At 56.4% G+C, this 13,348-nt stretch carries 11 protein-coding genes; 8 read left to right on the top strand and 3 right to left on the bottom strand.

The annotated features are described in order from the left end of the window. Positions 1-74: 74 nt before the first annotated feature. A complete protein-coding gene (gene ppsA, locus A8O29_RS10240; RefSeq protein ID WP_125353152.1) occupies positions 75-2,453 on the bottom strand; it encodes a phosphoenolpyruvate synthase in 2,379 nt (792 codons plus the stop codon). Between the two features lie 332 nt (positions 2,454-2,785). Here ppsA and ppsR point away from each other — a divergent pair, with 332 nt between their 5' ends. The 8 genes from ppsR to A8O29_RS10200 all read left to right on the top strand — a co-directional run bounded on the left by ppsR (position 2,786) and on the right by A8O29_RS10200 (position 10,911). Continuing rightward, a complete protein-coding gene (gene ppsR / locus A8O29_RS10235) occupies positions 2,786-3,619 on the top strand; it encodes a posphoenolpyruvate synthetase regulatory kinase/phosphorylase PpsR (RefSeq protein ID WP_110508794.1) in 834 nt (277 codons plus the stop codon). Positions 3,620-3,784: 165 nt separating this feature from the next. Beyond that, on the top strand, positions 3,785-4,831 hold the full coding sequence (aroH, locus tag A8O29_RS10230; protein WP_125353154.1) for a 3-deoxy-7-phosphoheptulonate synthase AroH: 1,047 nt from the start codon (positions 3,785-3,787) through the stop codon (positions 4,829-4,831). Positions 4,832-4,983: 152 nt separating this feature from the next. Next, the gene (gene hemP / locus A8O29_RS10225; RefSeq protein ID WP_125353156.1) at positions 4,984-5,208 is read left to right on the top strand and encodes a hemin uptake protein HemP; all 225 of its coding nucleotides are present in this window, start codon (positions 4,984-4,986) and stop codon (positions 5,206-5,208) included. 81 nt (positions 5,209-5,289) lie between these two features. Further along, the gene (locus tag A8O29_RS10220) at positions 5,290-7,269 is read left to right on the top strand and encodes a TonB-dependent hemoglobin/transferrin/lactoferrin family receptor (RefSeq protein WP_125353158.1); all 1,980 of its coding nucleotides are present in this window, start codon (positions 5,290-5,292) and stop codon (positions 7,267-7,269) included. A 49-nt stretch (positions 7,270-7,318) separates the two neighbouring features. After that, positions 7,319-8,347, top strand: a complete 1,029-nt coding sequence (locus tag A8O29_RS10215; protein ID WP_125353160.1) for a hemin-degrading factor — start codon at positions 7,319-7,321, stop codon at positions 8,345-8,347. Continuing rightward, positions 8,344-9,162 carry a heme/hemin ABC transporter substrate-binding protein gene (locus A8O29_RS10210; protein WP_125353161.1) on the top strand — a complete coding sequence of 273 codons (819 nt, stop codon included), beginning with the start codon at positions 8,344-8,346 and terminating at the stop codon, positions 9,160-9,162. The genes A8O29_RS10215 and A8O29_RS10210 overlap by 4 nt, the downstream gene beginning before the upstream one ends. Then, entirely contained in the window at positions 9,162-10,151 is a 990-nt protein-coding gene (locus A8O29_RS10205; protein ID WP_125353163.1) for a FecCD family ABC transporter permease, read from the top strand. The genes A8O29_RS10210 and A8O29_RS10205 overlap by 1 nt, the downstream gene beginning before the upstream one ends. Continuing rightward, a complete protein-coding gene (locus A8O29_RS10200) occupies positions 10,144-10,911 on the top strand; it encodes a heme ABC transporter ATP-binding protein (RefSeq protein WP_125353165.1) in 768 nt (255 codons plus the stop codon). The genes A8O29_RS10205 and A8O29_RS10200 overlap by 8 nt, the downstream gene beginning before the upstream one ends. 2 nt (positions 10,912-10,913) lie before the next feature. Here A8O29_RS10200 and selO read toward each other — a convergent pair whose 3' ends face one another. Together selO and A8O29_RS10190 are read right to left on the bottom strand one after the other, a co-directional pair. Continuing rightward, positions 10,914-12,356, bottom strand: coding sequence for a protein adenylyltransferase SelO (gene selO / locus A8O29_RS10195; RefSeq protein ID WP_125353166.1), 1,443 nt, complete (start codon positions 12,354-12,356; stop codon positions 10,914-10,916). 61 nt (positions 12,357-12,417) lie between these two features. Beyond that, positions 12,418-13,131: an EAL domain-containing protein gene (locus A8O29_RS10190; protein WP_174081292.1), complete on the bottom strand. Its 714-nt coding sequence runs from the start codon at positions 13,129-13,131 to the stop codon at positions 12,418-12,420. Positions 13,132-13,348 lie beyond the last annotated feature (217 nt).

Genomic DNA, 13,348 nt, shown 5'->3' with positions numbered 1-13,348 from the left:
AAGGCGCTCGACAAACCGCGCCACACATAAAAAAAGCCCCGACAGCGCAGGCTGCCGGGGCTTTGATTGAACAATTACTTACGCAATTCGGCGAGACTCAACCAAGTCTGCACCACGGTGTCCGGGTTCAACGACAAGCTGTCGATCCCTTCTTCCATCAGCCAGGCGGCGAAATCTTCGTGGTCAGATGGACCCTGACCGCAGATGCCGACGTATTTACCCTGCTTCTTCGCTGCGCGAATCGACATCGACAGCAGCGCTTTCACTGCCTCGTTGCGTTCATCGAACAGCTCAGATACCACGCCGGAGTCACGGTCCAGACCCAACGTCAGCTGAGTCATGTCGTTCGAGCCGATAGAGAAGCCGTCGAAATACTCGAGGAACTGTTCCGCTAACAACGCGTTGGATGGGATCTCGCACATCATGATGATTTTGAGACCGTTTTCGCCACGTTTCAGGCCCTGACGCGCCAGCTCATCGATCACCGCTTTCGCCTGATCCACGGTGCGTACGAACGGGATCATGATTTCCACGTTGGTGAGATCCATTTCGTTACGCACGCGTTTCACCGCGTCGCACTCCAGCGCGAAGCAGTCGCGGAAGCTGTCAGCCACGTAGCGACCCGCACCACGGAAGCCCAGCATTGGGTTCTCTTCTTCCGGCTCGTAACGCTCGCCGCCCACCAGGTTGGCATATTCGTTAGATTTAAAGTCAGAAAGACGCACAATCACGCGTTTCGGATAGAACGCCGCGCCGAGCGTGGCGATCCCTTCAGTCAGACGGCCGACATAGAACTCTTTTGGTGAGTCGTAGCCTTTCATCATTTCGCGAATTTCGTTTTGCAACTTCGCGTCCTGGTCATCAAATTCCAGCAGCGCGCGTGGGTGCACGCCGATCATCCGGTTGATGATAAATTCCAGACGCGCCAGACCGACGCCTTCGTTCGGCAGGCAGGCAAAGTCAAACGCGCGGTCCGGGTTGCCGACGTTCATCATGATTTTCAGCGGCAGATCCGGCATGGTATCGACGGTAGAGCTTTTCACGCTGAAGTCGAGCATGTCGGCATACACATAGCCGGTGTCGCCTTCGGCACAGGACACGGTGACTTTCTCGTCATCTTTCATGCGCTCGGTGGCATCGCCACAGCCCACGACGGCCGGAATGCCCAGTTCACGGGCGATAATTGCCGCGTGACAGGTACGCCCGCCACGGTTAGTGACAATCGCCGCCGCCTTTTTCATGATCGGTTCCCAGTCCGGGTCGGTCATGTCGGTGACTAATACATCACCCGGCTGAATGCGGTTCATTTCACTGATATCGTGGATCACTTTCACCGGGCCTGCGCCGATACGATGCCCAATGGCACGACCTTCGGCAATGATTTTACCCTGCGCGTGCAGCGTGTAACGCTCCGTCACCTGGCCGCGAGAACGCACGGTTTCCGGACGCGCCTGCACGATAAACAGCTTGCCGGTGTGACCGTCTTTGGCCCACTCGATGTCCATCGGGCGACCGTAGTGTTTCTCAATCTGTATCGCCTGCTTCGCCAGTTCCTGCACTTCGTCATCGGACAACGAGAAGCGGTCGCGTTCAGCCTGCGGCACATCTTCGATGCGCACCTGCTTCCCATGCTCTTGGGTTGGGGCATACACCATACGAATTTTTTTCGAGCCCATGGTGCGGCGCACGATGGACGGGCGGCCTTTTTCCAGGGTCGGTTTGTGGACGTAGAATTCGTCCGGGTTTACCGCGCCCTGCACCACCATTTCACCGAGGCCAAACGCGGAGGTGATAAACACCACCTGATCGAAGCCAGATTCGGTGTCGATGGAGAACATGACGCCAGCGGAACCGAGGTCGGAACGCACCATGCGCTGCACGCCCGCAGAGAGCGCGACGCCGCGATGGTCATAGCCCTGATGCACACGGTAGGAAATCGCGCGGTCGTTAAACAGGGAGGCGAAGACGTGCTTCACCGCCACCAGCACAGCGTCGTAACCCTGAACATTGAGGAACGTTTCCTGCTGGCCGGCGAAGGAAGCATCCGGCATATCTTCGGCAGTCGCGGAAGAACGCACGGCAAACGACGCGTCGGCGTCGTCGGTTGAAAGCTGGTTATAGGCCTGATGAATCGCCTGTTCCAGCTCTGATGTAAAGGGAGTATCGATAATCCATTGACGAATTTGTGCACCGGCTTTCGCCAGGGCGGAGACGTCGTCGATGTCGGTTTCATCCAGCAGTTGATAAATACGCTGGTTCACGCCGCTCTGGTCGAGAAACTGATTGAAAGCATCAGCCGTGGTAGCGAACCCGTTGGGTACGGAAACGCCCAAATCGGACAGATTAGTAATCATTTCACCCAGGGAGGCATTTTTGCCCCCAACGCTATCTACATCATTCATGCCGAGTTGGTTATACCAAAGCACCAGCGGTGACGAGCTATTGTTGGACATCGAAACAATTCCTTTATTTAAGAAAAGTGCCAGAACAGAACCGGCGACGTATTTATCCTGCCATAATTAACGTGACGGGAAAAAAGGTGAATCGTTCAAGCAAATTAATTTTTTGCTTTTAAAGACAGTTCCTCGAAAACCGTTAACTCCATGATTATTGAGGAATCCCACAAAAAAAGACGGTTTATAGCCTTTCGTCATGAAAATGAACACCCCATTTCAGATAAATTAAAAATACCATTTCATTTTTAAATTTGTGACAAAACCGACTCGGATGTGATTAAAATAAATATAGGCTTCATGGAATTAACTTAATTTACCGGATGGTCAAAATGGACAACAATGTAGATCGCCACGTATTTTACATTTCTGACGGCACCGCCATTACCGCCGAGGTGCTCGGGCACGCGGTGATGTCGCAATTCCCGGTATCGGTCAACAGCATTACTCTGCCGTTTGTCGAAAGCGAAAGCCGGGCGAAGGCGGTGAAGGAGCAGATTGACGCGATTTATCAGCAATCTGGCGTCCGTCCGCTGGTCTTTTATTCGATCGTCATTCCTGAAATCCGAACCATTATTTTGCAAAGCGAAGGCTTCTGTCAGGACATCGTGCAGGCGCTGGTTGCGCCATTGCAGGAAGAACTGAAACTCGACCCTACGCCAATTGCCCATCGCACTCACGGCCTTACGCCGGGAAATCTGACGAAATATGATGCCCGTATCGCCGCCATTGACTACACGTTGGCGCACGATGACGGCGTTTCGCTGCGTAATCTCGATCAGGCGCAGGTGATTTTGCTCGGCGTCTCACGCTGCGGCAAAACCCCGACCAGCCTTTACCTCGCGATGCAGTTTGGCATCCGCGCCGCCAACTATCCGTTTATCGCCGACGATATGGATAATCTGGTCCTGCCCGCCGCGCTGAAACCGTTACAGCATAAATTATTCGGGCTGACCATCGACCCGGAACGTCTGGCCGCCATTCGCGAAGAACGCCGCGAGAACAGCCGCTATGCGTCGATGCGCCAGTGCCGCATGGAAGTCACCGAAGTAGAAGCGCTGTACCGTAAGAACCAAATCCCGTGGCTCAACAGCACCAACTATTCGGTGGAAGAAATCGCCACCAAAATCCTCGACATAATGGGACTCAGTCGCCGCATGTACTAACACACTAGTACATCATTGCAAAATGCGCTATCCTCTTTTTGCAATGTATGCGCATCACATTGCTGAATAGGCGTTGAACCTTGAATTCAGCCGAGATTGGTTTATCGTGATGCGCATCACTTCCGGTATTCCTGCCGTAGAAGCCACCAAATTCTGAGAGCTCCAATGAACAAAACTGATGAACTGCGTTCGGCGCGCATCGACAGTCTGGTAACGCCTGCTGAACTGGCGCAACATTACCCTGTCACTTCCGAGGTTGCCGGTCACGTGACCGCCTCCCGCCGTCGCATTGAAAAAATCCTCAACGGCGAAGATAAACGTCTGTTAGTGGTGATTGGCCCCTGCTCCATTCATGACCTGGATGCGGCGATGGATTACGCGCATCGTCTGCAGGCGCTGCGTGAAAAGCACCAGTCGCGGCTTGAAATCGTGATGCGCACCTATTTCGAAAAACCGCGTACGGTGGTGGGTTGGAAAGGTCTGATTTCCGATCCGGATCTCAACGGCAGCTATCGCGTGAATCACGGTATCGAGCAGGCGCGCAAGCTGCTGCTGCAGGTTAATCAGCTGGGCGTTCCCACGGCTACTGAGTTTCTCGATATGGTGACCGGTCAGTTCATCGCCGATTTAATCAGCTGGGGCGCCATTGGTGCTCGCACCACCGAAAGCCAGATCCACCGTGAAATGGCCTCCGCGCTCTCCTGCCCGGTTGGGTTCAAAAACGGCACCGACGGTAACACCCGCATTGCCGTGGATGCCATCCGTGCCGCTCGTGCCAGCCATATGTTCCTGTCGCCAGACAAAAACGGGCAGATGACGATTTATCAGACCAGCGGTAATCCGTATGGTCACATCATCATGCGCGGCGGCAAAAAGCCAAACTACCACGCGTCAGACATTGCGGTCGCCTGCGATACGCTGCACGAATTCGATTTGCCGGAACAACTGGTTATCGATTTCAGCCACGGCAACTGCCAGAAGCAGCACCGCCGTCAGCTGGATGTCTGTGACGATATCTGTCAGCAAATTCGCAATGGTTCGACGGCGATTGCCGGGATCATGGCGGAAAGCTTCCTGCGCGAAGGCACGCAAAAAATCGTGGCCGGACAGCCGCTGGTGTACGGACAGTCGATCACCGATCCTTGTCTGAGCTGGGAAGACAGCGAAATTCTGCTGGATAAACTTTCTGCCGCGATCGATACCCGCTTCTGATTATGCTTTTCGTGTCGGGCAAAATCGTTGCCCGACACGCCTCCGCTTCACCCGCCTCGCCAGACAATATCCTGCTGTACTGAAACAATCTTTTTTGATCCAGTCACCTATTTTTCACAAAAGGGGTTGCCGAGCTTTTTGATTTGTTGATAATGATTATCATTGTTACATTGATTGCTATTTTTAACACTATGACATCATCGGATACATTCCTGACCGCAGGCAAAACATCCTCGACTCCGCAACCGCAGGCCGAAGACCGCCGGGTGAGTAGCAAAACCCTGCTAGGCGCGGAAGGTCGCGTCATCATTGAGCATGATGGCCAGCAGTATCTGCTGCGCCAGACCCATGCCGGAAAATTGATCCTGACTAAATAACAACCTTACACACAACATTTCGCCAGCCACCCAGGAACTCGCCGAGGCAGCCAGCACTTTTCACCTTTTATGGAGAGTTGCATGCTACACCTGCATTCCGCGTCACTGCGCCCATCGCTGGTCGCACTGGCTGTATTCGGCGCAATCACCACCCCGGCTTTCGCCGCCTCTGAACAAATGACCGTTACCGCCACCGGCAACGAACGCAGCGCGTTTGAAGCGCCGATGATGGTCACCGTTATTGATGCCGACACCCCTGAAGGTCAGACCGCCAGCTCCGCCGCGGATATGCTGCGTCAGGTCCCGGGTTTGACCCTTGACGGCACCGGCCGCACCAACGGTCAGGACGTCAATCTGCGCGGTTACGACCGTCGCGGCGTTTTGGTGATGGTCGATGGCATTCGCCAGGGTACCGATACCGGCCACCTCAACAGCACATTCCTCGACCCGGCGTTGATCAAGCGTATCGAAGTCGTGCGTGGCCCCGGCGCGATGCTGTACGGCAGCGGCGCGTTGGGCGGCGTGATTTCCTATGACACCGTGGATGCAGCCGACCTGCTGCAGCTGGGACAGAACAGCGGCTACCGCGTGTTTGGCACCGGCGGCACCGGCGATCACAGCCTCGGCATGGGCGCCAGCGCCTTTGGTCGCACCGATACGCTCGACGGGATCGTCTCCTGGTCCAGCCGTGACCGCGGCGATTTAAAACAGAGCGACGGTTTCACCGCCCCGAACGACGAAAGCATTACCAACTTCCTCGCCAAAGGTAGCTGGAAAATCGACCCGGCGCAGAAGCTGAGCGGTTCCCTGCGTTACTACAACAACGCCGCGCAGGAGCCTAAAAACCCGCAAACGCCGCAAGCGTCTGACAGCAGCAACCCGATGACCGACCGCTCCACCATTCAGCGCGACGCGCAGTTAACCTACAACATCGCGCCAGAAGGCAACGACTGGCTGAATGCTGACGTCAAGGGCTACTGGTCTGAAGTGCGCATTAACGCGCAAAATCTCGACGACTCCGGCGAGTTCCGTAAACAGACTACCAAAGGCGGGAAAGTTGAAAACCGCACGCGTCTGTTCACCGACAGCTTCGCCTCACACCTGTTGACCTACGGCGGCGAATATTACCGTCAGGAGCAAAATCCGGGCGGCATGACCACCGGTTTCCCGAACGCGCGCATTAACTTCAGTTCTGGATGGTTGCAAGATGAGATAACCCTGCGCGACCTGCCGGTGACGATCCTCGGCGGCACGCGCTACGACAACTATCGCGGCACCAGCGACGGGTATGACGACGTCGATGCGGATAAATGGTCTTCCCGGGCGGGCATGACCATCAGCCCAACCGACTGGCTGATGCTGTTTGGCTCCTACGCGCAGGCCTTCCGCGCTCCGACGATGGGCGAGATGTATAACGATTCCAAACACTTCTCCATCGGCAGTTTCTACACTAACTATTGGGTACCGAACCCGAACCTGCGCCCGGAAACCAACGAAACGCAGGAATACGGCTTTGGTCTGCGCTTTGACGACGTGATGCTGGCGAACGATGCGTTCGAGTTTAAAGCTAGCTACTTCGACACGAACGCCAAAGATTACATCACCACGTCTGTTGATTTCGCGGCGGCCTCGACTACCTCCATCAACGTGCCGAACGCCAAAATTTGGGGCTGGGACGTGATGACTAAATACACTACCGACCTGTTCAGCCTCGACGTGGCGTATAACCGGACCCGCGGTAAAGACACCGATACCGGCGACTGGCTGACCTCAATCAATCCGGATACCGTCACCTCTCGCCTCGACGTGCCGATTGCCCAGAGCGGCTTCTCGGTTGGCTGGATTGGCACCTTCGCAGAAGACACAAAGAGCATCAGCTCCACCCCGCAGGCGGGCTACGGCGTGAACGACTTCTACGTGAGCTATAAAGGCCAACAGGCGCTCAGCGGCCTGACCACCTCGCTGGTGTTTGGCAACGCCTTCGACAAAGAATATTACTCGCCGCAGGGCATCCCTCAGGATGGTCAGAACGGTAAAATTTTCGTGAGTTATCAGTGGTAATCACCCCACCCCGGTTAGCCGGGGTATTTCATCTGGAAGGAATATGACAATGAATCTCTACACACGCTGGCTGGCGTTAAAAGAAGAAAATCCGGGCAAATATGCGCGTGACATCGCCGCGATGATGCACATCAGCGAAGCGGAACTGACCTGGGCGCGCGTGGGGCACGATGCCTGGCGTTTACAGGGTGAAGTGCGCGAGGTGCTTGCCGCCCTGGAATCCGCCGGTGACGTGAAATGCATCTGCCGTAACGAATACGCCGTTCACGAACAGATCGGTAGCTTTACCAATCAGCACCTCAGCGGCCATGCCGGTCTGGTGCTCAACCCGCGCGCACTGGATTTACGCCTGTTCCTCAATCAGTGGGCCAGCGTTTTCCACATCAGCGAAACCAGCGCTCACGGGGAACGCCAAAGCATTCAGTTCTTTGACCATCAGGGTGATGCCCTGCTGAAGGTGTACACCACCGACGCCACCGACATGACCGCGTGGGCCGATATTCTGACCCGTTTTATCCATGCCGATAACCCGACGCTCGAACTGAAAACAGCCGATGCACCGGCCACCTGCGGTGAGATCGATGGCAAAACCCTCGACGGCGAATGGCGGGCGATGACCGATGTGCACCAGTTCTTCACCCTGCTCAAGCGTCATAACCTGAGCCGCCAGCAAGCTTTTCGCCTGGTCGGCGATGACCTGGCGTGTCAGGTGGATAACGAGGCAGTGGCGCGCCTGCTGGCGAATGCCCATCAGGATGCCAACGAAATTATGGTCTTCGTCGGCAACCGTGGCTGCGTGCAGATTTTCACCGGCGCAATCGAAAGAGTGGTGCCGATGAAAGGCTGGCTGAACATCTTTAATTCGGCCTTTACCCTGCACCTGCGCGAAGACACCATCGCCGAAACCTGGGTGACGCGTAAACCCACCGCCGATGGCCACGTCACCAGCCTCGAACTGTTCGCCGCCGACGGTACGCAGATTGCGCAGCTTTATGGTCAGCGCACCGAAGGCGAACCGGAGCAAACCCAGTGGCGCACGCAGGTCGAAGCGCTGATTGCCAAAGGGCTGGCGGCATGAGAGCCGTCGTCGCGTTGATGGCCGCCCTGCCTCTGTTGGCAGGTGCGGCAGCTCAAAAAGTGGTGACGCTAGGCGGCGACGTGACGGAGATTGTCTATGCCCTGGGGGCGCAGAGCGCCCTCATTGCACGAGACAGCACCAGCATGTGGCCGCCTGAAGCATTGAAATTGCCTGACGTGGGCTATCTGCGTCAGCTGAACGCTGAAGGCATTCTCGCCACGCGCCCGACGACCGTTCTCGCCAGCGTACAGGCCCAGCCGTCGCTGGCGCTGAAACAGGTCGAACAAAACGGTGTGACGGTGGTAACGGTTCCGGGCAGCAACGACGTTTCCGTGATCGACGACAAAATTCGCATCGTCGCCTCAGCAATGCACAAAGAGGCCGAAGGCGATCAGCTCCGTCAGCAGATGAAACAGGCGCTGGATGCGTTGCCTAAAACGCCACTCAATAAGCGCGTGCTGTTTATTCTCAACCACGGCGGCATGAGCGCCATGGCCGCCGGGCAGCAAACCGGCGCTGATTCAGCTATTCGTGCGGCGGGTCTGCAAAATGCGATGCAGGGCTTTAACCGTTATCAGCCGCTTTCTCAGGAAGGGGTCATCGCCAGCCAGCCGGATCTGGTGGTTATCTCTACCGACGGCGTAAAAGGCATGGGCGGCGAAAGTGGATTGTGGACATTGCCAGGTCTGGCGCAAACCCCAGCCGGGCGGAATAAACAGGTACTGCTGGTCGATGACATGGCGCTGTTGGGATTCAGCATTCGTACTCCGGAAGCGATTCAACAGCTGCGGCATAAAGCGGAGCAGCTTCCCTGATGACGCCGCGGGTTGCCCGTTCTCTGTGGTCACTTCTGGCCCTGCTGACGCTGTTAACGCTATGCGCCACCACCTTTGGCGCGCTGAAGCTGCCGCTGGATATCCTCTGGCATGGCGACAGCGCGCTGCGCCAAATCTGGTTCACCATTCGTCTGCCGCGCGTGCTTTTGGCGCTGACCATCGGCGGCTCGCTGGCGCTGGCGGGCTGCGTGATGCAAGGGCTGTTTCGCAATCCGCTGGCGGACCCTGGCCTGTTGGGGATCAGCAGCGGTGCCGCGCTGGCGGTGGCGATGTGGGTGGTTTTACCCTTCTCGCTGCCACTGATGTTGATGCTGTACGCCCCGATGCTGGCGGCGTTTCTCGGCAGCCTGGCGGTGACGATGGTGATTTTTGTCCTCAGCCAGCGCAACGATAATTCCCTGTCGCGCCTGCTGTTGGTGGGGATCGCTATTAACGCGCTGTGCGGCGCGGCGGTGGGCGTGCTGTCGTGGCTCAGCAACGACGCGCAGCTGCGTCAACTTTCGCTGTGGGGCATGGGCAGTCTCGGCCAGGCGCAGTGGTCAACGTTGCTAGCGACGGCCTCACTGATGCTGCCGACGGTGTTCATTATTTGGCGGCTGGCAAAACCGTTGAATTTGCTACAGCTGGGCGATGAAGAGGCACATTACCTCGGCGTGAACGTGCTTCAGATTCAGCGGCGTTTATTGCTGTGCAGCGCCCTGTTGGTTGCGGCGGCGGTGGCCGTCAGCGGCGTGATTGGCTTTATCGGGCTGGTGGTGCCGCATTTGCTACGCATGTGGCTCGGGGCCGATCACCGGGCGGTCATTCCCGGTTCGGTGCTGGTCGGTGCCATTTTGCTATTGGTGGCCGACACCGTGGCCCGTACGTTGGTTGCGCCTGCGGAAATGCCGGTCGGTTTGCTGACCAGCCTGTTGGGTGCGCCGTGGTTTTTATGGATGATTTTCCGTCGCGGAGGCCAGCATGGCTAATCGCTTACAGGCCGTTAAAATGTGTTATTCGCCGGTGTTACGTGACATTAATCTGACGCTAGCGCCTGGCGAACTGGTGGCGCTGATTGGCCCCAACGGCGCGGGAAAATCGACGCTGCTGCGCGCGCTGACCGGCTATTTGCCACCGGATAACGGGCACTGTCTGCTGAACGATAAACCGTTATCCGCATGGACGCCGCAGGCGCTGTCTCGTCAACGGGCGGTGATGCGCCAGCAAAGCCAGCTCGGCTTCGACTGGCCGGTGGAAGATGTGATTACCATGGGGCGCGCGCCGTGGGAACAGGGCAATAGCCGTAAAGTCGTTGAACAGGTCATGGCTCTGACCGGATGTGCTCCGTTGTCGGGCCGGAAATACAATGCGCTTTCTGGCGGAGAGCAACAGCGGGTTCAGCTGGCGCGGGCGCTGGCACAGCTGTGGGTGGCTGATGCGCCGCAGGGTTGGTTGTTTCTCGATGAGCCAACGTCGGCGCTGGATTTATATCATCAGCAGCATTTGCTGCGATTGTTGAAAACCCTGACCCAGGCCGGGAATCTTCACGTTTGCGCGGTGCTGCACGATCTCAATCTGGCCGCGCTTTGGGCCGACAGACTGATCCTGCTTCATGAAGGAGAGATTGTGGCTCAGGGTAGCGCGCAACAGGTGTTACAGGCGGATACCCTGAGCCGCTGGTACGGTGCCGAAGTGCATATTGGTCAGCACCCCGGCAGCCAGACGCCACAGGTTTTTTTAGCCCCGTAGTATCAGCTCGAACAGCTCACTTCCAGCCGTTTGCCCCACTCAGGCGGACGGCTGGCATAGTCATCAGTCCGGTCAGCAAACGGGTCACGTAACGCCTCGTGCAAACGCTCAAACTCGGCATATTCCCCGCGTTCAGCCTGCTCGATGGCGCGCTGTGCCAGCCAGTTGCGCAACACCACCGCCGGATTCACCTGCTTCATGCTGTGCTGGCGGGTGGCGTCATCCACCTCGTCCTGCTGCAAACGCGCGCGATAGTCGCTGAACCACGCATCAAACGCCGCCCGGTCGATAAACTCATCGCGCAACGGTGAACTGGCACTCTGCTGTTCCGTTATGCTCAGCATCCGGAAGGTGCGGGTATAATCGCTGCCTTCCCGCTCCATCAGGCTGAACAGTCCGTTCAGCAGTTCGTTGTCGCCCTTCTGCTCCGTAAACAGACCAAGCTTGCCGCGCATCCGCTGACCGTATTCCACCAGCAGGGCTTCCTGATAACCGTCCAGCGCATCGTTGAGCACATCCACCTTGATGAACGGCGAAAACGACTGCGCCAGGCGTTGCAGGTTCCACAGCCCTACCGCAGGCTGATTATCAAAGCTATAGCGGCCCTGATGGTCAGAGTGATTGCAGATAAAGCCTGGCTGATAATCATCGAGGAAACCGTACGGACCGTAGTCCATGGTCAAGCCCAGAATCGACATATTGTCGGTGTTCATCACCCCGTGGCAGAAGCCAACGGTTTGCCAGCGGGCAATCAGACGTGCGGTTCGGCTGACAACGTCACGGAACCACAGCGTGTATTTTTCGGCTTCGCTCTCAAGCTGCGGCCAGTGATGACGAATCACATAATCCGCCAGCTCGCGGACCTTTTCCGGCTCGCGGCGATAGTAGAAATGTTCGAAATGGCCGAAACGCACGTGGCTTTCCGCCAGACGCATCAGCATTGCGCCCTGCTCAACCGTTTCGCGGTACACCGGCGTGTCGCTGGTGGCCACCGATAACGCACGCGTGGTCGGAATCCCGAGCGCGAACATCGCCTCAGACGCCAGACTTTCACGCAGCGTGGAGCGTAACACCGCGCGCCCGTCGCCCATTCGGGAATACGGCGTCAGTCCTGCGCCTTTCAGGTGCCAGTCGTAACGACGCCCGTCGGCCAGTTGCTGTTCGCCGAGCAAAATGCCGCGCCCGTCGCCAAGCTGACCGGCCCAGACGCCAAATTGATGGCCGCTGTAGACCTGCGCCAGCGGCAGCATACCGGGCAGCAGCGTTTCGCCGCCCCAGACGCCCGCGCCTTTTTCAGGGCTGAACAGCGTTTCAGGCAGCTCGAGGCTTTGCGCCAACGTCGCGTTGTGCCAAATCAGGCGTGCGTTGGCCAGCGGCGTCGGTGACAGTTCGGTATAAAAACCTGGCAGTTCATCGCGCCAGTGATGGGTAAAAGACAGGGTCATGGTTCCTCCTGTCTGTAGTGTAGTGCCTGTGAGGGCAGATAAATACGGGCTGGCTACAGGGTTATTGCTGCATCAGGCGGGTAAGCGATGCGCTATCGACGGCGGGCCACAGTAATCCCTGATAGGCGCTCAGGCCCCAGGGCTCCAGGCGTTCAAGGATCTGGAGGTTGTCCACGCCCGCCGCCATTATCGCGGTGCAGCAGGGCTGAACCTGGGCGATTATTGCCCGCATGAAGGGATCAAACGATAATAATAACGCCTGCTGCTGAATAAAGTTTTTATCCAGCGTAACGCGTTTGAACAAGCCGCTGAAAACAGCCTGAGTCGATGCGTCTCCGGCACCAAAATTGGCCAGCGCCAGTGGGAAAAGATTCGCCAGTTGTACCAGTAAATGATTTTTGTCGGTGGCATTCAATTCTGGGAAGTTTTCATTGACCGTAAACTCCAGAAAGGAAAATCGCCCGGCCTCTTCCGCTAACATTTTTTGTGTTAACAACGCAAAGGCAATTGCTGGCGTTATATTAATCCACGCAATTAATTGCTGCTGAATAAAAAAGATTTGGCAGGTTTCGAGTAACGCGAGTTTTTCACGAAACAGCATCACTTCCTGTTCATCGCTCAGACGAGATGTCACCAGCGTGGTTGGCGTGCGGACCGCATCATCCACGCCGACAAAGTTCGCGATTAATTCTAATCCCACAAGTTGCCCCCCACCATTTCTGGCAGGCAAGAATAACAATTCGGTTTTCCAGGCTTTATCAAGAGTAACTATCATTGCGTCCACCCTTGTTCAAGGGAGCTCCCTGGTCGCTGCTGCATGGTTCCAGTCGAAAACAAAATCTTTGATTTTAAAAAGATTAATTTCATTCGTTCCTTTGTAATTCAGGAATTCCTTTGCTTTATCATTGGGATGATTGTAATCCATATTCGTGCAATCGCACAATCCAGAGATTCATTAGCTGAATGCAATGACAACTGATAATTATTCCGTA

It is taken from the genome of Scandinavium goeteborgense (assembly GCF_003935895.2).
GTDB lineage: Bacteria > Pseudomonadota > Gammaproteobacteria > Enterobacterales > Enterobacteriaceae > Scandinavium > Scandinavium goeteborgense.
This window is presented reverse-complemented; position numbering and strand designations above follow the sequence as displayed.